Origin of the sequence: Thermosyntropha sp., assembly GCF_017656155.1 — a bacterium.
Classification (GTDB): Bacteria; Bacillota; Syntrophomonadia; order Syntrophomonadales; family Syntrophomonadaceae; genus Thermosyntropha.
The window spans coordinates 238,911-260,501 of the sequence record NZ_JACDOH010000003.1; the positions used below are offsets into that span (position 1 = coordinate 238,911).

Consider the following 21,591-nt stretch of genomic DNA (forward strand, 5'->3'; position numbering starts at 1 on the left):
TGGCGTCCCCGGGAGGATTCGAACCCCCGACCTACGGATTAGAAGTCCGTTGCTCTATCCAGCTGAGCTACAGGGACATAAAAATGGAGCGGGTGAAGGGAATCGAACCCTCGCAACCAGCTTGGAAGGCTGGGGCTCTACCATTGAGCTACACCCGCCCGCAGAGAGTATTATACTATGTTTGTTGTTCATTTGCAAGGATTTTTTTAATTTTTTTAAAGACCTTATAAAACATCAATAATATTCTACAAAATTTTATTGCGCCTATATCTTTGACAAAACGATTTTAATATATTAAATTTAAATTGTAAACTTACCCTTGAGGGGTATATGGGAGGTTTTAATATGAAAATAATCGGTATAGAAAATGAAGCCCACAAATTTATAGTGGATAACGGCGGTTCAGTAATTGTAGATATTATATTTCAGCCTTGTTCCTGAGCTCCCCCGCAGCCCATGAGGTCCGTGAAATTAGGGCGACCTGAGGAAAAAGAAAATTTTATTCAGACTAAAATAAATGGAATAGATGTATACATTTCTGAATATTTCAACAAAGCAGATGGTCCTGATCAAAAAATAGGGCTCAGACATCTTTATTGGGGCGATGATCTCTATTTATTTTCAGCTTAAAAAATAACCTCCAAGCGCGGAGGTTATTTTTTATTCTTCATTATCCTTTCTATGAGCTCACAATAGCTTAAAATCTCTGATTCAGGAATATACTTTTCTTTAACCAAATTCATTGCCGCCCTACCCATTTCTATTCTCTGCTCCCCGTTTTCAATCAAAAAAACAGCCGCCCGCATCAAGTCTTCCTCACTCTTCACATAAATCCCTTCCCGATAATTTTCTATTATCCCTCTATTCCCGGGAACATCAGTTAAAATCGCAGGTTTTCCCAAAGCCATAGCTTCCAGAACTGCCTGCGGCTGCCCTTCAGCTAAAGAACAGTTTATTGCCACATCGCTTAAAGCCAAATAATCTCCAATTTTTTCGTGGGGTATCTCACCTAAATACCTTATCCATTCGTGTTTTTTTATATAATTTAGGACTTCTTCCGCATAGGCCTTATCAATTATTGCTCCTGCTATAACCAATCTGGTTTGAGGAAATAAAAGATAAGCTTTTTCCAAACCTCTAACTGCGAGCATAATATTTTTTACAGGTCTGAGACCGCTGGGCAAGATAAAAACTACTTCATTTTCTTCCCAGCCAAAATCCCGCCTTTTTTTTCCAGTCACTTCAGGAATTTTTACCCCCTGCGGTATAACCTTTATTTTTTCTCTATAAATATAGGGATATTTTCTCTCCAATACTTCAGCAAAATAGGAATGAAAAACTACTATGTATTCAGCTAAATTAAAAATCTGTTCCATATCCTTTATTTCCGAAAAATTATCATTTATATCTGTACCGGTAAGAGTAAGCAAAAAAGGAAATTCTTTTATCTCCGGAACCTTTGTTAATACATGAAGCATATAGCGGGCATTAAATATATGTAAAAGCTCAGGTTTACGAGCTTTTAAAATATTTTTTATCTTATACGGCCAATTCTCTTCTTCCAAAGACAGGACCTCTGTTTTCAGACCATTTTTCTTATATCCTTCGAGTATACGGCGTGCGGTAACCGCATTGCCCCTCTGCTGCTTATAAAAAGGAGTCAAAAGCAGGATATCCAGGTTTTGTTCTTTCACAAGATCCCCCACTAAAAATAGTCTTTTTATCGGTTGAAAACAGTATAAACAGTTAAGATAGATTTTATTATAACCCACAAAACAATATCTTAAAAAAAAGCCTGAAAATTTATTCAAGCCTTATTTTTAAAATCACGACAAGTTTGCCAAATTGCGGGCCATCCGATCCAATTCTTCCGCCATAGCCTCCAACTGCTCAATGTTAGCAAAAACCGATTGCGTTAAATCCGCCTGCCTTTGCACCACATCAGCTGCTACATTAACTCCTTTAGTAATTTTTTCAACCGAATCCTGAATATTACCCAGTATCTCCGAAATTTTCTTTACTGAAGCTGAACTATTCTCCGCTAATTTTCGCACCTCATCAGCTACTACTGCAAAACCTTTGCCGTGTTCACCGCTGCGAGCTGCTTCAATAGCTGCATTAAAGCCTAACAGTTTAGTCTGTTTAGCCGTTGCACTTATAATATTAAGCACTTCTCCTGTTTCCCCTAAATGCATAGAAGCAGTATTGCCCAAATCAACTAAAGTTTGTCCCCTTAAAGCTACCTCCTGGGAAAAATTCGCTACTTCTTCCACCACTCGGCTTACATTCTGCATAGTGGCGGTTATTTCGGCTGCCATATCAGCAAGCCTCTGCGCTTCATCATGGAGCCTTTTTATCATTTCTTCCCGGGCTTCTACCATAGTCATCATCAGGTTAGCTCCATGTGAGTCTATTACTGCTACATTTTCTTTTTTATTTTCATATATAATTTGCTCCACTTTTGAATTTCCAGTAGCTTCAATAATAACATTAAGCCCCGGCAAAGCAAATATTCCGTTTATATCAGTATATACTGGGATTCCCTCTCTCCTAGCCAGTATCGCTCCTGGTGCATTTTCGTTAACATCGCATACTCCTAAGACCTTAATATTATTCATTCCGTGTATTGCCTTTAAAACTGAAGTTCCCCCTGCTCCCAATCCGACAATAGCCACATTTATCATCCTTCTCCATCCCCCCGTCGCTATTTATTCCTAAAAAAACTCCACCTTTAAAATAATTACATCATGCTTTCCCCCGTCATCACCAGCCTTTTCCTCATTCTGCCTTAAATTATACCAAAAATGTCAGATAAAAAACCCGTTTCAGTTATTTACACAAAAAACAATTCATTTATAATCTTTACAAAACTAATACAACTTTCACGACTGGGTAAACTATATACAAGGGAGGTGAGGAAAGATAGAAAATAATAATACTTCTTCCAAAAGAATAGCCTATTTGCAGGATATAATCTGCAACAACCCTCTTATGAAAGATGCCTTAGATAAAAACCTTTACCAGGTTATCGATCAGAATGTTGAAGACGAAGATTTAATTTAGCTAAAAATAAACCGAAGGGAAATAACCTTTACCCTTCGGTTTATTTTTATCCCGAGAAGGAAAAATCAAACCAAAAGAAAAAATATAAAACATAATTTTTTGTCTTCATAATAAATATTTTAAATAAAATGTGGAGGGAATAATATGATGAATTATAAAATAACTCCCATATATAACGGCTCTTTCATCATCACATTAGCCAGTGGAAATAATTTCTTCAAAAAATCCGTCAAAATTCCCAGCTTCATTTTTCTCCTCCAAAGTGAAGATGGAGAAAATTTACTGGTTGATACAGGTTTTGACCCTTCTTTTATTCCAGGCTCCAAGTCTACTTATGAAAGAACACAAAAAGAAGAACTCTTAAATGCTCTATATGATAAAGGAATCCATCCTGATGACATTTCTATGGTAATCCAAACCCACCTGCATTGGGATCATACTGGTGGAATACCTTGTTTCCCTAAAGCCCAGTTTTATTTACAAGCCTTAGAACTAAAAAAACTTATAGAAATGCCTGTATATGCAGAAACCTCTTTCTGTCCACGCCACTTTATGCCCTATCTTTCCCGCTTTACACTGTTAAATGGTAGTCTGGAATTAAGGCCAGGAATTGAAATATGCTTTACAAATAAACATACCCCCGGACATCAAGCTTTAATAGTAAATACCAACAAAGGCAAAGTTGCTCTAATCGGTGATGCTTTATTCGACTACGGCGAATGGTGGAAAAATATACCTGAAGAATTCTGGGAAAAATACCGCCAGGGCATTGGGAAACATCTCTTCTGGCAAGAAAATATCCGTCAAGACATCAAAAAATTTCTTATCTCAAAACAGGCTTTTAACCTTCCAGAGCCTGAATCTATTCCTGTATCTGAAATAGAAAAGAAAAGCAACTTTTCTATAAACTCGCATGACCCCAGACTCTTTAAAACAGAAACTATATAACTTTTAAAAAAATTATGCCCTCCCCAAACTGAAATTATGTTATAATATTTTTCAAACATATGTTCGAGGGATAGTTATGGATATACTGCATTGTGATTTAGATGCTTTTTATGCCTCAGTTGAACAAAGAGACAATCCGGATCTAAGAGGCAAACCGGTAATAATTGGAGCTCTTCCCGGAAGCAGAGGAGTAGTAGCAACCTGTTCCTACGAGGCAAGAAAATACGGAGTACATTCCGCCATGCCTGTTTCTACTGCTTTTAAGTTATGTCCGGAAGGAATATTTATTAAGCCCAACATACCAAAATATATAGCAGTATCTGAAAAAGTATTTTCTATTTTAGAAGAATATACACCTTTAATTGAAAAAATATCGGTAGATGAAGCTTTTTTAAATGTAGAAGGATGTCACACCCTTTTCGGCTCTTCACTTGAAATAGCCCTGGAAATAAAAAAAAGGGTAAAAGAAGAAATAGGCCTGACTATATCAATAGGCATAGCCGATAATAAATTTTTGGCTAAACTGGCCAGCAGCCTTTCTAAACCTGATGGACTTCTCATGTTTACACCCGATATGGTACAAAAACTTCTCCCCACCCTGCCGGTACAAAAAATATGGGGAATAGGTCCTAATACTGTTAAAAGCCTTAATAATATAGGTATATATACTATTGAAGACCTTCTCAAAACCGAAAAAAATATATTAAATAGAATTCTGGGTTCCAATACTGATTTTATTCTCCAGCTGGCTGAAGGAAAAGATACCCGGCCTGTTGAGCCTTACCAGGGAGCAAAATCTGTAAGCCAGGAAATAACTCTCCCGATAGATATAAATAATATGGAAGAAATAAATAAAATCCTGCTCAGGCTGAGCATTAAAGTAGGTGAAAGGCTGCGCGGGGAAAAATTGCAGGCTAAAACCATAACCCTTAAACTTCGTTTTTCTGACTTTACCACCTTAAACCGCAGCCAAACTTTAGATGAGCCGGTAGATAAAAATCTGGTTATTTTTGAAATAGCCCATAGTCTTCTAAAAAAAATAAATATAAAAGGCAAAAAAATACGGCTCATCGGTATAAAAACCAGCAATCTAGTTGGCAATATAGCAGAACAGCCTAATCTATTCGATTTTAAAGCTGATAATCTTGATCAAACAGTAGATGAATTAAAAGCCAGATTTCCGTCAGCAAAAATAATGCCGGCCAGTCTCCTGAAATACGATAACATAAAATAAAAACAGCCAACATAGTTATAACAATATAACTCTATTTTGGAAATTATTCGGAAATACTTCTTGAACATTTTTAACTTATATTCTAAAATAAACTTCAATTCACCAGGATAAATTATTAAGGTGGTAAACCTTATGAATATAAAAAACATGGAAAACAACTTAAAATTAATATGGCAGGAAACAAATAAACTGCATAAAAAAAAGCTTATATCCAGGTTAAGATTAATAGTCCTAATTATAGGATTATTTTTCTACCTGTTAATTGAACCTGCCTATGATATAAAACTTTTAGCCATCATGGCTTTATTAATAACCTATGCAGGAACAATTTTAATTTTTCCATCCCTTCAGCCTTTACTCTCATATCCTAATCTGACTACCGCTTTAAGTGATAATGCCATGGTGTTTATAGTATCTTATTTTTCCGGGGGCTTCCAATCCCCTTTCATATTCGGTTTTGCTTTCCCTTTGCTGGTTTTCGCCGTACACCCTTCCCGAAAAAAATTATTTAGAGCGGTTGCCTTAAGCTGGGTAATCATTTTTCTTTTGGGAATTTTAACCAATTGCCATCCCAGAACCTTTATCCACCTGGCAATTACTGTATCTTTTATAGCTATTTTTACCAATATGCTTATATATGATGAACTCAGAATCTTAACTTCAGCAGCTTCCAGGGACGGTTTGACAGGGCTTTTTAATCACAAAATCTTCTTTGAAGTCCTTCACATCTTAACATCTGCTGATAGCCCTGTAAGCCATTTCAGCCTCATCATGCTGGATCTGGATGATTTTAAAAAATTGAATGATGAAAAAGGCCATCTGGTCGGAGATCAAGCCTTAAAAGAGGTGGCAAATGCCATACTGTCAAATATCCGCGATTCCGATATGGTATTCCGTTACGGAGGAGATGAATTTGCTATAATTCTGCCCGAAATAAACTATAACTCCTGTCAAAGCATAGTTGAACGCCTGCGTAACGCTATTATTAATCTCGGTTATTTTACAAGTGTATCCATAGGAACCGCTGTATACCCCAATGAAGCTGATAATCCTTACCTTCTGGTAGAACTGGCAGACAAACGTATGTATGCAGAAAAAAACCTGGATAAAAAGTAAAAGGGTCTTTGTTATAACATACAAAGACCCTTAAAAAATTTTTTTATTTTATTTACAAGTAGTCATATTTTTTCATATATTCATCAAGGGTAATAACCTCTGCAAACAGGGCCATATCCCTTAAACCTGCCTGGTGCATTTCCTCGGTAGCTGAAGCATTGCAGTCGCTTATCGCTATAACTTTATATGCACGATATAATGCGTCAGAAGCAGTTGAACGGCAACAAACGTTAGTCCATACTCCTGTTACAACCACCGTATCACAGCCTTCTTCCCTCAGATACAAATCTAAGTCGGTATAGGCAAACGCACTGTGTCTCCGTTTTTGAACAATATAATCTCCTTTTTCTTCATCAGGCCTTAATTCAGGAATAAAATCGGAACCCCATGTGCCCTTTACGGCATGCACAGGCCTCACTTTAAAATCAGCATCATTTTTGCGATGGGCTTCCTGGACAAAAACTACCCGCACATTTTCATGTTCATGTGCCCATTTAACCAACTTTTGCAGATTGGGAACTATTTCTTCACCTGCAGGACATCTTAAAGGAGCTTTAGGTCCTATAAAGTCATTAAGCATGTCAATTATAGTAATACAATGTCTTTCCGGCATAATCTGAAACCTCCTTATAATTTTATATATTCTTTAAAAAACATCATTAACAGAAGAAAATCTGATAACCTTATCAAGCTTGCTTATAGTCTGGCGTTTAACAAATTGTCCATAACCTGGAGTAGCTACTATACCTTTCTTTTCATCAAATACCACTTTTCCGCGTACTATCGTTTTTACCACTTTACCTTTTAATTTCATTCCGTGCAGCGGCGTATACTTAGCCATACTCTGCTGATCTTCTTTATTGATTACCCATTCGCGATCTAAATCAATAACCGTAAAATCAGCATCTGAACCTATAAACATAGCACCTTTTTTAGGGTAAATACCGTAATGAATAGCTGCATTGCGGCTCAAAACATCTACCAACTGGGACAAAGTCAAGCGCCCTTTATTGTATCCTTCACTTACTAAAATAGGCACCATAGTTTCAACCCCAGGAATCCCAGGAAAAGCTGTCCAAATAGTCATACCAGCCTTAGCCTTTTCAGTAGCTATTTCATAAGGGGCATGGTCGGTGGCAACAAAGTCAACACTGCCATCTTTTAAGCCTTCCCACAGCATTTCATTATCTTCTTCCGTGCGAAGGGGAGGAGCAATCTTGGCAAAAGCGCCATATTCGCTCATAGCATCTTTATAATTCAATACCAGATAATGGGGACATGTTTCAGAAGTTACATCCAAGCCCCGCATCTTAGCTTCACCAACCAGCTGAGCACCTATTCCCGTGCTCATGTGGACGATGTGAAGCCTTGCTCCCACTTCTTCGGCAAAGCTTATTCCAAGTTCGATGGCTACCTTTTCTGCCAGTATTGACCTGGCCTCTGCCCAGGCCGGAGCATCCAATCTGCCTTCTCTAATAAACTTCTGGGTATAAAAATCAGTCATAGAGAAGTTTTCAGCATGGATTCCTACCGGTAAACCGGTTTCAGCTACTGCTTTAAAAGTTTCTAGCATTTCCGGATCTGTTACGCGGGGATAAGAAGGCACCGAAGGAGTCATATAAACCTTAAAAGCAACTACTCCTGCATCAGCCTGTTCTCTAACTATCCGGTAATGCTTTTCTTCCCTTACATCTTCTCCGGTAACTCCGCCCCAAAGGGCAAAATCGATAAGAGCCTGCGGTTTTAGGGCTTCCAGTTTATTCTCCATTTCAGGAACCCCTCTTACAGATGGAACGCTGCAGCAAGGCATGTCAATTACAGTAGTTACTCCGCCATAGGCAGCTGCCCGGCAGCCTGTAGTAAAAGTTTCCCGGTGAGTAAAGCCGGGATCCATAAAATGAGTATGAGAATCAATACATCCGGGTAAAACCATATTCCCTTCAGCATCGATAACATTTTTAGCCTCAAATTCCTTTCTGGTAATGCCGACTATTTTCCCATCTTCCACCAGAATATTAGCTCTTACCAGTTCATCTCCCTGAGGAATCAAGGCATTTTTGACTATGGTATCAAGCATATTTTTCATCTCCTTTTTAACATTAAGCTTAAACAATAAATCTGATTGTAGTTTTTCTCTTATCTCATTTTTTTTGCAAAATTTTTTGCAGTATTTTATAGTTAAATTGTATTTTTATGTAAATAAAACCAAGTTGAAATAAAGGTTATATGCAGTTATAATATTGTTGTATAATTACTTTATATAGTGCGGATGTGGCGGAATTGGCAGACGCACCAGACTTAGGATCTGGCGGGTAATCCGTGGGGGTTCGAGTCCCTTCATCCGCACCATACATAAAAATAAAAAAGGAGGCAAATCCTCCTTTTTTTAATTAATTTTACGCCTCAATCTCTTTCCACAAATCTTCCATGCTCTTGCCGCTCACATTAAGCACCACGCTCTTGCTCATAGCCTTGCGGGAAGAACTGAGATACTTATTATGCCTTTTCCCGCCTATTTTATCCTTCACAGCCTGTTTAAACCCTATTTCCCAATAATAAAGATAAATATAACACCCAAAATTAAAGCCAGTAAAATACCGCTTAAGATATTTTTTAGATAGCGCATATTCAAAAACTCCTTTGTTCTATTCCCTCAACATAGTATAAAGCCGTTAACTTTCGGAAAGGAGTTAATCTTCTCCCAATCTATTCCTCTTTTTAACCTAGTGTAAGGTTGTCGAGTTTATTGCGTATAATCTTACAGAAAGGAGTGGGAAAAAATGATTAAAAACAAAAGCTGTATCTTTACCGGATTAATAATTCTTTTTGTTTCTCTATTTTTAGCCGGAGGAGCAAAAATATACGCATCCTTCACAAAAGATACCGATCAAAATATTGAAAAAGACCTCCCTCGCGTAGGAAGCATAGTCAATCTCAAAAGCCTTTTGCAAGACTCAATCCCTGATTACTCTGTGCAAACCACGTTTGAGAGGGTAAAATCTGCGACTCAATCTATCAACGAAGAATCAAGTGCTGATTTTTCTTCCACCAACATCCAGGTTGCAGGTGTTGATGAATCTGATATAGTTAAGACTGACGGCAAATATATATATAAGGTAAATAATGACAGGGTAAACATCATAAAAGCATTCCCTGCTGACCAAATGCAGCTGGTTTCCCAAATAAGATTTGAAAAACCTGGTTTTAACGCCCAGGAGTTATATTTAGAAGGCAATTATCTAATAGTTTTAGGAAGCGGCCATTATAATCCGATAACTCCAATGCCAAAGGCGGAAATAAAGATTTATCCCCCGCCTCACAGTTTCACCTCTGCCAAAGCCATAATATACAATCTGAAAAATCCTTATAAACCAGAAAAAATTCGAGAGATAGAAATTAAGGGATATATGTTGTCCTCTCGCAAAATAGGAAAATCAGTCTATCTGGTATGCAATCGTCATATTTACTGGTCTAGAGAATCAGAAAAAATCGAACTTCCTGCTTACCGAGATACCAATGAAAAAAATGATAACAGCTTTAAAGAAATAGGCTGTGAAAATATACGATATTTTCCAGACAACATTTATCCATCCTATATAATAGTTGCTGGATTTAATATTGATGACACCGTTAACCCAGCAGATGTAAATGCATATCTGGGATACAGCGAAAATATATATGCTTCAGCTCAACATCTTTACATTGCCTTAACTCATGAGCCTGTTTACCATATAATGGCAGATACTAATCAACCAAATAAAATTCGAGAATCTAAAACCCTTGTCTACAAATTCGCCCTGCAAAACGGCAAAACCAATTATGAAGGGAAAGGGGAAGTTAAAGGACGCATATTAAACCAGTTTTCTATGGATGAATATCAGGGAACTTTCCGTATAGCCACAACCAGCGGTGATATGTGGAGAAACGATGAATATACTTCTAAAAACAACCTTTATGTATTGGATAAAGATTTAAAAATTTTAGGGAAATTAGAAGGTATAGCCCCAGGAGAAAGGATTTATTCTACCCGTTTTATGGGGAAACGTGCTTATATGGTTACTTTCAGAAATGTTGACCCGCTTTTTGTAATCGATCTTAAAAATCCAAAAGAGCCAAAAATACTAGGAAAACTTAAAATACCCGGATACAGCGATTATCTGCATCCTTATGATGAAAATCACATCATAGGCTTTGGCAAAGATACTATCGAAATAAAAGGGCAAGCTTTTTATCAAGGGATGAAAATAGCCTTATTTGATGTAACTGATGTGAATAATCCGGTAGAAATAAGCAAGGTGGTAATAGGAGACAGAGGCACTGAATCAGAACTTTTGCGCAACCATAGAGCTCTGCTGTTTTCCAAAGATAAAAATATCCTGGCTTTTCCGGTCACCGTAATGCAAATAAAACAAAAAGATATTTTACCAGACCGACAAATACCTGCATACGGCACATTCGCCTTCCAGGGGGCATATATATATAATATCGACCTTAAAAACGGATTTAAACTTAAAGGAACTATCACCCATCTTGACAAAGAAGACTATCAAAAAGCTGGAGAATACTGGTATAAAAGCGATAAAAACGTCGAGCGCATTATATATATAGGTGATGTTCTTTATACCATATCTCCCGGCATGATAAAAGCACATAACATTAACAGCCTTAATACTATAAACACTTTGAAACTGCAATAACCTCTGAAAAGGTATTTTAATCTAAAAAGCTTGAATAGGCAAAATAAGATTTGAAAGCTGCCAAAAGGCAGCTTTCAAATTATCTTCGTTTTCTAAGTTCAGCAAAAATATCGCTTAAAGTTATATCTTTTTCTACCATTAAAACCATAAGATGATAAATTAAATCTGAAATTTCATAGACAGATTCGCCTTTATCCGAATTTTTAGCGGCAATTATAACTTCAGCCGTTTCTTCGCCTACCTTCTTAAGGATCTTATCAATTCCTTTACTGAAAAGGTATGTAGTATAAGACCCTTCCGGCATTTCTTCCTTACGGCTTTTTACAACTTCATAAAGCTCGTAGAGAATAGCCGGACCTTCTCTTCCTGAAGCATAAATCTTGCTCTCATCAAATAATGCTTCTTCTTTTTCTTCACCTTCAATATCTCGGTAAAAGCAGGAGTAATGTCCGGTATGGCAGGCAACACCTGTCTGTTCAACCTTTACAAGCAAAGCGTCAGCATCACAGTCATATCTCATTTCCTTAACTTCCTGGATATGTCCTGACTCTTCCCCTTTCATCCACAGCCTTTTGCGGCTGCGGGAATAAAACCAGGTTTTTTTAGTTTCAACTGTCTTTTCAAGAGATTCTTTATTCATATAGGCAAGCATTAAAACCTGACCCGTTTTATAATCCTGCACTATGGCAGGAATAAGTCCATTTTCATCAAATTTTAAGTTTTCTAGCATAATCTTATCGGCACCCCTTTAGAAGCCAAATATTCTTTGGCTTCTTTTATTGTATATTCCCTGTAGTGAAAAATTGAAGCACACAAAACTGCATCTGCCCTGCCTTCTGTTAATCCTTCGTATAAATGCTCAAGATTCCCTGCTCCGCCGGAGGCAATAACCGGTATCCCTGCATTTTCGCTTATAATCCGGGTAAGGTTTAAGTCATATCCTTCTTTGGTTCCGTCTTTATCCATGCTGGTCAAGAGTATCTCTCCAGCCCCTAGTTTCTCCGCTTTTTTTGCCCATTCTATTGCATCCAAGCCGGTAGGAACGCGTCCTCCGTTTATATATACTTCCCATTTTTCAAATCCTATCTGTCTAGCATCTATAGCTACCACTATGCACTGGCTACCGAATTTTCTGGCTCCTTCGGTAATCAGTTCCGGATTTCTCACCGCTGCTGAATTTATGGAAACCTTATCTGCACCTGCATTAAGCATAACCCTTATATCATCGATATTCCCTATTCCGCCCCCTACGGCAAAGGGAATAAAAACCTCCCTTGCCGTTCTCTGAACCACATCTACCATGGTTTTTCTTCCCTCATGTGATGCGGTTATATCTAAAAACACCAGTTCATCCGCCCCTTCCCGGTCATAAAAAGATGCCAACTCAACCGGGTCTCCGGCATCACGCAGATCTACAAAATTAACTCCTTTAACTACCCTCCCCGCATGGACATCAAGGCAGGGAATTATCCTTTTAGCCAACATAAAAGTCCTCCAGATTTTTAGATTTTATCTTCAGCTGCCAGCAAAGCATCCTTTAATTTAACCTTCCCTTCGTACAATGCTTTGCCGATTACAGCACCTTTTACTCCAACTGTTTCCAGTTTTTTAAGCTCTCTAATGTTTTCAATACTAGAAACCCCGCCTGAAGCTATAACCTCAAGCCCGGTCTTTTCAGCCATTTGCCTTATAAAGGCAAAGTTAGGCCCCCCTAACATGCCGTCACGGGAAATATCAGTTACTATCGCTGTTTTAACACCTAACTTTCGCATCTTTATTCCAAAATCAACGGCATTTACCGCAGCAGTTTCCACCCATCCGGAAACCGCCACCATGCCATCACGGGCATCAATTCCTAAGACAATTCTGTCTTCTCCAAACCTGTCCAGAAGCTTTTTGACAAAGTCAGGGCTTGAAACAGCCCGGGTTCCAATAATAACCCGCGCAGCACCTAAACCAAGAATTTCCTCAACATCTTTCTCAGTCCTCAGCCCCCCTCCAACCTGAAAAGGGATAGATGCTTTCTCAGCTATAGATTTTATGGCTTCCCGGTTTTGAGGTTTCCCAGCAAAAGCTCCGTCCAGGTCTACTATATGCAGATATTTAGCTCCTTTTTGCACAAAATGCAACGCCATATCAACAGGATTATTGGCATAAACCTTTTTATCCTCAGCTTTTCCCTGCACCAGCCTTACACATTTGCCATCCTTTATATCAATTGCCGGATATATAATCATTTTCACATCTCTCCAAAATTACGCAAAATTTTAAGTCCTATCTCTCCCGATTTTTCAGGATGAAATTGGGTAGCAAAAACATTTTCTTTTTCCAAAGCTGAAACAAAATTTATGCCATAGTGAGTTTCTCCTATTGCCCAGCTTCTATCTTCAGGCACTACGTAATAGGAATGCACAAAGTAAAAATAGCTGTTATCGGGAATCCTCTTAAAAAGGCGGCTCTCTCCCGCTATTTTTACACTGTTCCAGCCCATATGCGGAACTTTATAGTTTTCAGGCAAATCAAAACGAATTACCCTTCCTTTTACGATATTCAGACCTTGATGACACCCGTCTTCATAACTTTCGCCTAAAATAAGCTGCATTCCTAAACAAATACCTAAAAAGGGAGTTCCTTTTTTTATAACTTCTTTAATAACTTCATCAAGCCCTGATTTCTTTAAATTTCTTATAGCATCAGAAAAAGCACCTACTCCAGGCAAGACTACCTTCTCAGCCTTAACTATTTCTTCTGGTTTATCAGTTATATAAGCTTCATACCCCACCTTGGCAAAACCGTTTTTAACACTAGCCAGATTTCCCATCCCGTAATCAATTATAGCTATCAAATTTTATTCCTCCACCTTATGCAAAGCTTTAATTATAAATTTCCTTTAGATGACCATACTCCTTCTATGCGCGGCTCATAATCAACTGCTATCTTTAGCGCCTTAGCAAAAGCTTTAAAAACTGCTTCGGCAATATGATGGGCATTTTCTCCCCTGATAAGGTCAATGTGCAGGTTCATTCCTGCATTATTGGCTACTGCCCTGAAAAACTCCTCAATATTCTCCAGAGCAAAATTGCCTATTGTATGCCTTTTAAAATCCACATTATATGCAAGATAAGCCCGTCCGGAAAGGTCTATAACCACCCTTGCTAAAGCTTCATCCATAGGAACGGTAGCTTCTCCATAACGGTTTATTCCTCTTTTATCACCTAATGCCTTGCGCAGTGCCTCTCCTAAACATATTCCAATATCTTCTACCGAATGGTGGTCATCAACTTCAATATCTCCCCGAGCAGTTACCTTCAAATTGCATAAACTATGAACAGCAAAAAGAGTAAGCATATGACTTAAAAAGGGAATTTCGGTATCAATCTGGTGACTGCCGGTACCATCCAAATCCAACTGGACTAAAACTTCGGTCTCCGCAGTTTTCCGCTGCACTTCTGCTATCCTGCTGTCCTTAATCATTAAATCTCTCCTTTCTTACCCTTACCGAATTAGCGTGGGCAGTGAGTCCTTCTACTTCCGCCAGTTTTATTATGTCATCTGCACTAGCTTTAATTCCCGCTTCAGAATAATAAATTATGCTGGAAGTCTTCATAAAAGTATCAACTGTTACCGGAGAATAAAACCTTGCCGTTCCTCCCGTAGGCAGAATGTGATTGGGTCCGGCATAATAATCACCTACCGGCTCAGGCGTATACTTGCCCATAAATATAGCTCCGGCATTCTTAATTTTGCTCAAGTAATCAAAAGGATTTTCCACCATCAGCTCTAAATGTTCAGGAGCTACCTGATTGGCAACCTCACACACCTCATTCATATTGGAAGCTAAAACAAAAGCTCCATAATCATTAAGCGATTTTTCAATAATTTCTCTCCGGGACAAATACTGAATCTGCCTGTTAAGTTCTGCTTCCACTTTGTCTAAAAGCTCACTGCTATCAGTAACTAAAATACTGCGGGCCAAAACATCGTGTTCTGCCTGGGACATCATGTCAGCCGCAACATAAACCGGATCAGCTTTGCCGTCCGCTACAATTAAAATCTCACTTGGACCTGCCAGCATATCAATGTCTACATCGCCGTAAACCATTTTTTTGGCAATAGTCACATAAATATTGCCCGGTCCACTTATAAGGTCAACTTTGCGGACAGTTTCAGTTCCCCATGCCAGAGCAAAAACAGCATGGGCTCCACCCATTTTATATATTTCGGTTAAGCCAAGTTCAGCCGCAGCTACCAAAGTGTAGGGATTCATCTTGCCCCGGCTGTCAGGAGGGCTTACCATAACTATCTCTTTTACTCCGGCAACCATGGCAGGAATAGCATTCATAAGCACAGAGGAAGGATAAGCAGCTGTTCCTCCCGGCACATATATACCTACTCTTTCCAAGGGCCTGTATATCTGCCCGGTTATATTGCCTTTTTCATCTGTGCCAAGCCACGAATTTTTAAGCTGTTTTTCATGGAAAGAAGTTATGTTATCTATCGCTGCCTCCAGGGCAAAAACATATTCATCATCCACCAGTTCATAAGCTTCTTCAATCTCCTCCGGGCTTACCAGAAAATTTTCATGATTTATATTTGCCCTGTCAAACTTGAGATTAAAGTCGAATATTGCCTGATCTCCCCGGGCCTTAACTTCCTGTCCGATTTCAGCTACCCCTTCTTCATATTTCTTTAAATCTGCCAGATTAGATTCTAAAAACAGATTTAACTCCTTGCTCATTGCTTTAAGTCTTCTCATTTTCATCAATTACTACCACCTTTCTTCGTTATATCTTTTAAAACCTTAAGGAGAGGCTGAATCTTTTCATGTTTAGTCCGGTAACTTACCCGGTTGCATATTAAGCGGGTAGTAGAATCCATTATTTTTACTAGTTCCACCAGGTTATTTTCCTTTAAAGTACGACCGGTAGAAACTATATCTACTATCATATCCGCAATTCCCATTATAGGAGCTAACTCAACATTGCCGTGAAGTTTTATAATCTCTACCTGCAACCCCCGGCTGCGGAAAAAGTTCTCAGCTACTACTGGGAATTTAGTAGCTGCCCGTTTATAATTAAGCTCCTTAAGCTTTATATTTTCCTTTTCCTTCGGCACTGCTACTACAAAGCGACAGTACCCATATTCCAAATCTAAAAGCTCATAAACATCCTTTCCCTGTTCAACAATTACATCCTTGCCCACAATACCTAAATCAGCCGCCCCCTGTTCCACATAGGTAGGAACATCGGTAGGTCGGCACATTATATATTTGATGCCTTCTTCCTCAAAAGTAAAAACCATAGCCCGACTTTCCTCATCAATCCCTGTAATTGGCATCCCCGCTTCTTTTAAAAGCTTCACCGTAGGTTTAAGCAAAGTCCCCTTTGATAAAGCAATAGTTAAATAATCCTGGTTCACTTTTATATTCCTCCATACAATTCAAATTAATCTATATAAAGCAAACGGCAATTTCCTCTGGTTTCAACCATTTTTCTAAGTTCTTCGGGGCTCCTTTTGTCAACATCCATCTCTACAATATATCCTTTAGCCCTCAGCTCCTCACACTTCTGCATAACCTTGCCCAATTCACTTCCGCCTACCAGATAAAATTCCTCTTCTCCTCTTTCACCATCAAGAATCAGAGCCAAGCGGTCTACACCTAAAGCAAATCCAGTAGCCGGCCTGTCTAAACCAAATTTGCCCAGAAGGTTGTCATACCTCCCACCTCCTAAAAGACCATATCCTAAATCGGGAGAATATCCTTCAAAAACAATGCCGGTATAATAATCAAGTCCCCGTAAAATCCCGGTATCAATTACAATATGTTCTATAATTCCACATGCCTTAAGGGCTTCATATATATGCAAAAGATCCTGAGCAGCAGCATACGCTCCTTTATTTTTATTAAGGTAAGAAAGTTTATCTAAAATTTCTACTCCCCCATGTAAAACCGGCATTTTAGCTAAAGTTTCTTTAAGTTCATCATCTATCTCAAGGCTTTCCAGGTAGCGGGAAAGCTCTACCAGGTCTTTGCTCTCAATGAGATACCTTATTCTTTCCTTATGTTCATCAGAAAGTTTTCCGTCATTTAAAAGGCTGTTAAATATTCCTATTTGGTTTATGCTTACCTTAAAATCTCTGATTCCTATTTCCCTTAATGCCCTAACTGCCAGACTTATAACTTCACTATCTGCCCACACTCCGGAAGCACCTAAAAGCTCAATGCCCATTTGCCAAAATTCCCGATACCTGGCCAGTTGAGGCTGGACATGTCTGAAAACATTGGCATTATAATAAAGACGCTGGGGAAATTCTTCATCTTCCAGGTGGGTAGCTGCAAAGCGGGCAATAGAAACTGTCATCTCCGGACGCAGCGAAAGGATTCCACCTTCCCGATCCATAAAAAGGAACAATTCTTCTCTTATATTGCCCGCCCCGGTTTCTATAACCTCCAGATATTCAAAAGTAGGGGTTATAACTTCCTTGTATCCGTAGCTTACAAAAAGCTTTCTCAATTTTTCTTCAATAGCCCTTTTCTTATTTACTTCCTCCGGCAGCAAATCTCTTAATCCTTTTGGTATCTTCTTATTCTTCATCCTGCTTCTCCTCTTTCAAATATCTTAGAACTCTTCTGTATCCATCAGCACCATAGTCCAAACACCTTTTTACCCGGCTTATGGTAGCTGTACTAGCCCCGGTATCTTTAGCTATCTGATTGTAGGTGATGTTATCCATCAGAAGCTGAGCAACTTCCAGTCTTTGCGCCATAGCTTTAATCTCGCTTATGGTACAGATGTCATCCAAAAAGCGATATACATCATCTTCATTTTTAAGCGACAAAAAAGCCTTAACCAGAACATCAGTCTTTTCATCGCGCCAATTAGGGAAGTAAGCCAAAGCTATTCCTCCTAACCTGAAAAAATTATAAAAGCCGGTGGTTATTTATCACCAAAGCAAATTCATAACCTAAATAATTAGCCGCTCGGCGACACATCATCATTTTAGTTAAAAATATCTCAAAATACTCCATAACTGAACATACTTCAGCATCTATCCTCATAATCAGGGAAATAAGCCCTTTATCATTTTCCACCTTTATATAAGATCTGGTTACCGCAAAATTTACCCGATCCCGCTGGGTAAAAGCCGATTTATCCCTCTTTCTTACCCGCGAACGGTGAACATCCGATTTATCCGCCAAAATAAGGGCTGCGGCTACCCGGTTTACACTGCTTCCCTTTGCCTGTTCTTCATGATTTCCTATAGCACCCATAATGGTAGCTATCTCTCCATAATCCATACCCAATTCTAAAAGGACATAAAAAGCAATCATTGCCCCGGATAATCCGTGCCCATAACGATTAACCAAATTGCCTACATCGTGCAAGTATCCGGCAATAGCTCCCAGTTCTGCTTCTCTTTCATCTGCACCTACCTTAAACAAAATATCACGGCATAAATTGGCAGTCCATTCTGCATGCTTCATATTATGCTCAATAGCACCTATATTTCCTATATACTGATTGCCACTTATCATATACTGTTTTAGAACCCGGCTTTCTTTTACCCGCTCTAATGTAATCATTATCTCTTTTCACCTTTCACGCTTAAATCTTGCATTCAATTCAAACCTTCCCGCAATAATGCTTTATATCCTATATCACGCCGGTAGTGCATGCCTTCAAAACTTATCTTTTCAACTTCTTTATATACTTTGTCTACGCTTTCCTTTATATCCTTCCCGCGACATACCACATTTAAAACCCGGCCTCCATTAGTCACCAATTTTCCTTCTTTTAAAGCAGTCCCCGCATGAAAAATCATGGTATCAGGATTAAGTTTATCTATACCGGTAATGGTCTTTCCCTTTTCATATGAACCAGGATAACCGCCGGAAGCTAAAACAACACATACACAGCTTCCTTCTTCCATTTCCACTTTGAAATCTCCTAATGTCCCCTCTGCTATTTTAAAGAAAAGAGGAAATATGTCACCTTTTATCATAGGAAGAATAACCTGGGCCTCCGGGTCTCCAAACCTGACATTAAACTCCAATACTTTAGGGTCCCCATCTTCCACCATAAGGCCGGCATAAAGCACTCCTGTATAAGGCACTCCTTCTTTTCGCATAGCCTCAATTACTGGCGCAATAATCCTATCTTTTACCTTTTCTGCTAGAACTTCATCGTATAAAGGAGGATTAATATAAGCACCCATTCCTCCTGTATTAGGACCTTTATCCCCATCAAAAACCTGCTTGTGGTCTTGAGCAGCAGCTAAAACAACAAAATCCTTACCATCACTTAAGGCAAATACACTGACCTCTTCTCCGGACAAAAACTCCTCAATTACTACCTGATTTCCAGCTTCGCCTAATGTCTTCTTTCTCATAATATTTTCAATGGCTTCAGATGCTTCTTCCAAACTCTCTGCCACTACTACCCCTTTTCCTGCTGCCAAGCCGTCAGCCTTTATTACCACCTTCTGGCCTTTTTCGGTAAACTTGCGGGCAAAATTCAATGCCTCATCTGCATCTGCAAAGGTTTTATAAGCGGCAGTAGGAATACCATATTTTTCAAGGAGGTTTTTGGTAAAAACCTTGCTCCCTTCAAGACGTGCCGCTTCTGAAGCAGGTCCAAATATCAAAAGCCCTTTTTCCGAAAAAATATCAACTATGCCAGCCATTAAAGGGGCTTCCGGGCCCACCACAGTAAGATCTATTCCCTTTTCCTCAGCAAAACGGGCAAGTTTATAAACTTCATCAACCCCTATTTCGACACATTCAGCCAGTTCAGCTATTCCGGGGTTTCCCGGAGCAGCATATATCTTATCTATCTCAGGGCTCAAGGCCAACTTCCATACCAGAGCATGTTCCCTTCCACCCTGTCCAACTACCAGAACTTTTTTACCCACCTTAATTCCCTCCAGAACCTTTCTAATGTTTAAAATGTCTTACTCCAGTAAATACCATAGCTATATTATTCTCTTCACAGGCTTTAATACTTTCCTCATCCCTTACTGAACCACCCGGCTGGATTATCGCCTTTATACCAAACTTAGCAGCCAACTCCACTGTATCTTTAAACGGGAAAAAGGCATCAGATGCCATAACTGCCCCTTTACATTTATCCCCAGCTTGCTCTAAGGCAATACGGGCAGCACCTACCCGATTCATCTGTCCTGCTCCGACTCCTAAAGTCATGCCATCTTTAGCTATGACTATCGCATTAGACTTAACATGTTTCACAACTTTAAAAGCAAAAAGCAAATCATCAAGTTCAGAAGGGACAGGAGAAATAGAAGTTACCACTTTAAGATTATCTGGATTGACATCAAAATTATCACTTTCCTGAACTACAAATCCGCCTTTTACGGTTTTTACTTCCAATCCTTTTTCAGACACAGCCGGCAATTCCAATATACGAAGATTGCTCTTGCGCCTTAAGAATTCCAAAGCATCTTCTTCATAGCTTGGGGCAACAACTACTTCCATAAAAAACTCGGCCGCTTTTTCGGCTGCCTTTAAATCCACCTTGCGATTAAAAGCTACAATTCCGCCAAAAGCAGATACCGGATCAGCGGCAAAAGCCTTATCAAAAGCTTCTCGCAGGGTCTTCCCTAAAGCTGCTCCGCATGGATTAGTATGTTTTATAATAACACAGGCCGGCTCGGCAAATTCGTTAACCAGTTTGTAGGCAGCCTCGGCATCAATTATATTGTTATAAGAAAGTTCTTTGCCTCCCAGCTTTTTTGCATCAGGAAGCCCGATTCCCGGCATCGTATCCCGGTAAAAAGCCGCCTTCTGATGAGGATTTTCGCCATATCTCAGCTCATATACCTTTTCTCCGGCAAAAACCAGGTTATCCGGGAATTTATTACCGATAAGGCCTGCAAGATACCGGCTTATCAGCGAATCATAAGCCGCCGTATGGCTGAAAGCTTCCATAGCAAGTTTTAGCCTTATTTCCGGTTTTACCTCTCCTTCCATCTCCAGTTCCTTTAAAACCGGTCCGTAATAGTCGGGATTTACGATAACTACTACATCCTGATAATTTTTGGCTGCTGCCCTTATCATTGCCGGCCCACCGATGTCAATATTCTCAATAGCCTCTTCTAAAGTCACATCAGGTTTTTCAATAGTAGCCCTAAAAGGATAAAGATTAACTGCTACTATATCAATAGTTCCAATTCCATTAGCCTCAAGCTGTTTCAAATGCTCTTCGGTTCTGCGGGCTAAAATTCCACCATGTATCATAGGATGAAGGGTTTTAACCCTTCCGTCTAATATCTCCGGAAATCCGGTAATATCAGATACTTTTACCACCTTTACCCCAGCTTCACTTAAAACCTTATAAGTCCCGCCGGTTGATATTATTTCATAGCCTAATCTTTCCAAACCTTTAGCAAATTCCACCACACCATTTTTATCTGAAACACTTATAAGCGCACGCTTCATTTTAATTCCCCTCTCCTTTTCTTTAGTTCTGTTAACTTAAATCATATTTGCAATCGTAGAACCCCAGTGTTTATGCT

General features: G+C 39.1%; 21 protein-coding genes and 3 tRNA genes. 5 read left to right on the forward strand and 19 right to left on the reverse strand.

Annotated elements, in window-relative coordinates; translation table 11 throughout:
* From H0Z36_RS04780 to H0Z36_RS04795, 4 genes are all read right to left on the reverse strand, one after another.
* Positions 1–77, reverse strand: a tRNA-Arg gene (locus H0Z36_RS04780).
* Positions 78–84: 7 nt separating this feature from the next.
* Positions 85–158: transfer RNA gene (locus tag H0Z36_RS04785), tRNA-Gly, on the reverse strand.
* Between the two features lie 495 nt (positions 159–653).
* On the reverse strand, positions 654–1,694 hold the full coding sequence (locus H0Z36_RS04790) for a glycosyltransferase (RefSeq protein ID WP_296864103.1): 1,041 nt from the start codon (positions 1,692–1,694) through the stop codon (positions 654–656).
* 132 nt (positions 1,695–1,826) lie between these two features.
* The gene (locus H0Z36_RS04795) at positions 1,827–2,684 is read right to left on the reverse strand and encodes a methyl-accepting chemotaxis protein (protein ID WP_296864104.1); all 858 of its coding nucleotides are present in this window, start codon (positions 2,682–2,684) and stop codon (positions 1,827–1,829) included.
* A 523-nt stretch (positions 2,685–3,207) separates the two neighbouring features.
* On the opposite strand from H0Z36_RS04795, the gene H0Z36_RS04800 reads away from it, so the two are divergent.
* The 3 genes from H0Z36_RS04800 (at position 3,208) to H0Z36_RS04810 (ending at position 6,361) form a co-directional block, all read left to right on the forward strand.
* Complete coding sequence (locus H0Z36_RS04800) at positions 3,208–4,011, forward strand: N-acyl homoserine lactonase family protein (protein WP_296864105.1); 804 nt, start codon at positions 3,208–3,210, stop codon at positions 4,009–4,011.
* Between the two features lie 76 nt (positions 4,012–4,087).
* Positions 4,088–5,245, forward strand: a complete 1,158-nt coding sequence (locus H0Z36_RS04805; protein WP_296864106.1) for a DNA polymerase IV — start codon at positions 4,088–4,090, stop codon at positions 5,243–5,245.
* Positions 5,246–5,377: 132 nt separating this feature from the next.
* Complete coding sequence (locus tag H0Z36_RS04810) at positions 5,378–6,361, forward strand: GGDEF domain-containing protein (protein WP_296864107.1); 984 nt, start codon at positions 5,378–5,380, stop codon at positions 6,359–6,361.
* Positions 6,362–6,413: 52 nt separating this feature from the next.
* On the opposite strand, the gene H0Z36_RS04815 is transcribed toward H0Z36_RS04810, so the two are convergent.
* Both H0Z36_RS04815 and allB read right to left on the reverse strand, forming a co-directional pair.
* A complete protein-coding gene (locus H0Z36_RS04815) occupies positions 6,414–6,974 on the reverse strand; it encodes a cysteine hydrolase (RefSeq protein ID WP_296864108.1) in 561 nt (186 codons plus the stop codon).
* A 33-nt stretch (positions 6,975–7,007) separates the two neighbouring features.
* The gene (gene allB / locus H0Z36_RS04820) at positions 7,008–8,438 is read right to left on the reverse strand and encodes an allantoinase AllB (RefSeq protein WP_296864109.1); all 1,431 of its coding nucleotides are present in this window, start codon (positions 8,436–8,438) and stop codon (positions 7,008–7,010) included.
* A 188-nt stretch (positions 8,439–8,626) separates the two neighbouring features.
* Here allB and H0Z36_RS04825 point away from each other — a divergent pair.
* Positions 8,627–8,710 (forward strand) — tRNA-Leu (locus H0Z36_RS04825).
* Positions 8,711–8,757: 47 nt separating this feature from the next.
* Here H0Z36_RS04825 and H0Z36_RS04830 read toward each other — a convergent pair.
* Positions 8,758–8,889, reverse strand: a complete 132-nt coding sequence (locus tag H0Z36_RS04830) for a hypothetical protein (protein WP_296864110.1) — start codon at positions 8,887–8,889, stop codon at positions 8,758–8,760.
* Between the two features lie 252 nt (positions 8,890–9,141).
* On the opposite strand from H0Z36_RS04830, the gene H0Z36_RS04835 reads away from it, so the two are divergent.
* Positions 9,142–11,058: a beta-propeller domain-containing protein gene (locus H0Z36_RS04835; RefSeq protein WP_296864111.1), complete on the forward strand. Its 1,917-nt coding sequence runs from the start codon at positions 9,142–9,144 to the stop codon at positions 11,056–11,058.
* A gap of 79 nt (positions 11,059–11,137) precedes the next feature.
* On the opposite strand, the gene hisIE is transcribed toward H0Z36_RS04835, so the two are convergent.
* From hisIE to purH, 12 genes are read right to left on the reverse strand one after another with little or no spacing between them, the layout of a single operon-like run.
* Positions 11,138–11,788, reverse strand: coding sequence for a bifunctional phosphoribosyl-AMP cyclohydrolase/phosphoribosyl-ATP diphosphatase HisIE (hisIE, locus tag H0Z36_RS04840; RefSeq protein WP_296864112.1), 651 nt, complete (start codon positions 11,786–11,788; stop codon positions 11,138–11,140).
* Complete coding sequence (gene hisF / locus H0Z36_RS04845; RefSeq protein WP_296864113.1) at positions 11,782–12,543, reverse strand: imidazole glycerol phosphate synthase subunit HisF; 762 nt, start codon at positions 12,541–12,543, stop codon at positions 11,782–11,784. The genes hisIE and hisF overlap by 7 nt, the downstream gene beginning before the upstream one ends.
* Before the next feature lie 17 nt (positions 12,544–12,560).
* Complete coding sequence (gene hisA, locus H0Z36_RS04850) at positions 12,561–13,295, reverse strand: 1-(5-phosphoribosyl)-5-[(5-phosphoribosylamino)methylideneamino]imidazole-4-carboxamide isomerase (RefSeq protein WP_296864114.1); 735 nt, start codon at positions 13,293–13,295, stop codon at positions 12,561–12,563.
* A 2-nt stretch (positions 13,296–13,297) separates the two neighbouring features.
* Positions 13,298–13,903 carry an imidazole glycerol phosphate synthase subunit HisH gene (gene hisH, locus H0Z36_RS04855; protein ID WP_296864115.1) on the reverse strand — a complete coding sequence of 202 codons (606 nt, stop codon included), beginning with the start codon at positions 13,901–13,903 and terminating at the stop codon, positions 13,298–13,300.
* A gap of 32 nt (positions 13,904–13,935) precedes the next feature.
* Positions 13,936–14,532, reverse strand: a complete 597-nt coding sequence (hisB, locus tag H0Z36_RS04860; RefSeq protein ID WP_296864116.1) for an imidazoleglycerol-phosphate dehydratase HisB — start codon at positions 14,530–14,532, stop codon at positions 13,936–13,938.
* Positions 14,525–15,820, reverse strand: coding sequence for a histidinol dehydrogenase (gene hisD, locus H0Z36_RS04865; protein ID WP_296864117.1), 1,296 nt, complete (start codon positions 15,818–15,820; stop codon positions 14,525–14,527). The genes hisB and hisD overlap by 8 nt, the downstream gene beginning before the upstream one ends.
* The gene (gene hisG, locus H0Z36_RS04870; RefSeq protein WP_296864118.1) at positions 15,820–16,476 is read right to left on the reverse strand and encodes an ATP phosphoribosyltransferase; all 657 of its coding nucleotides are present in this window, start codon (positions 16,474–16,476) and stop codon (positions 15,820–15,822) included. Before hisG ends, hisD begins: the two co-directional genes overlap by 1 nt.
* A gap of 26 nt (positions 16,477–16,502) precedes the next feature.
* The gene (gene hisZ / locus H0Z36_RS04875; protein ID WP_296864119.1) at positions 16,503–17,654 is read right to left on the reverse strand and encodes an ATP phosphoribosyltransferase regulatory subunit; all 1,152 of its coding nucleotides are present in this window, start codon (positions 17,652–17,654) and stop codon (positions 16,503–16,505) included.
* Positions 17,644–17,955, reverse strand: coding sequence for a YerC/YecD family TrpR-related protein (locus H0Z36_RS04880; RefSeq protein ID WP_296864120.1), 312 nt, complete (start codon positions 17,953–17,955; stop codon positions 17,644–17,646). Before H0Z36_RS04880 ends, hisZ begins: the two co-directional genes overlap by 11 nt.
* Before the next feature lie 25 nt (positions 17,956–17,980).
* Positions 17,981–18,643, reverse strand: coding sequence for a phosphohydrolase (locus H0Z36_RS04885; RefSeq protein WP_296864121.1), 663 nt, complete (start codon positions 18,641–18,643; stop codon positions 17,981–17,983).
* A 35-nt stretch (positions 18,644–18,678) separates the two neighbouring features.
* Entirely contained in the window at positions 18,679–19,971 is a 1,293-nt protein-coding gene (gene purD, locus H0Z36_RS04890) for a phosphoribosylamine--glycine ligase (RefSeq protein ID WP_296864122.1), read from the reverse strand.
* A 22-nt stretch (positions 19,972–19,993) separates the two neighbouring features.
* On the reverse strand, positions 19,994–21,514 hold the full coding sequence (gene purH / locus H0Z36_RS04895) for a bifunctional phosphoribosylaminoimidazolecarboxamide formyltransferase/IMP cyclohydrolase (protein ID WP_296864123.1): 1,521 nt from the start codon (positions 21,512–21,514) through the stop codon (positions 19,994–19,996).
* Positions 21,515–21,591: the final 77 nt, after the last annotated feature.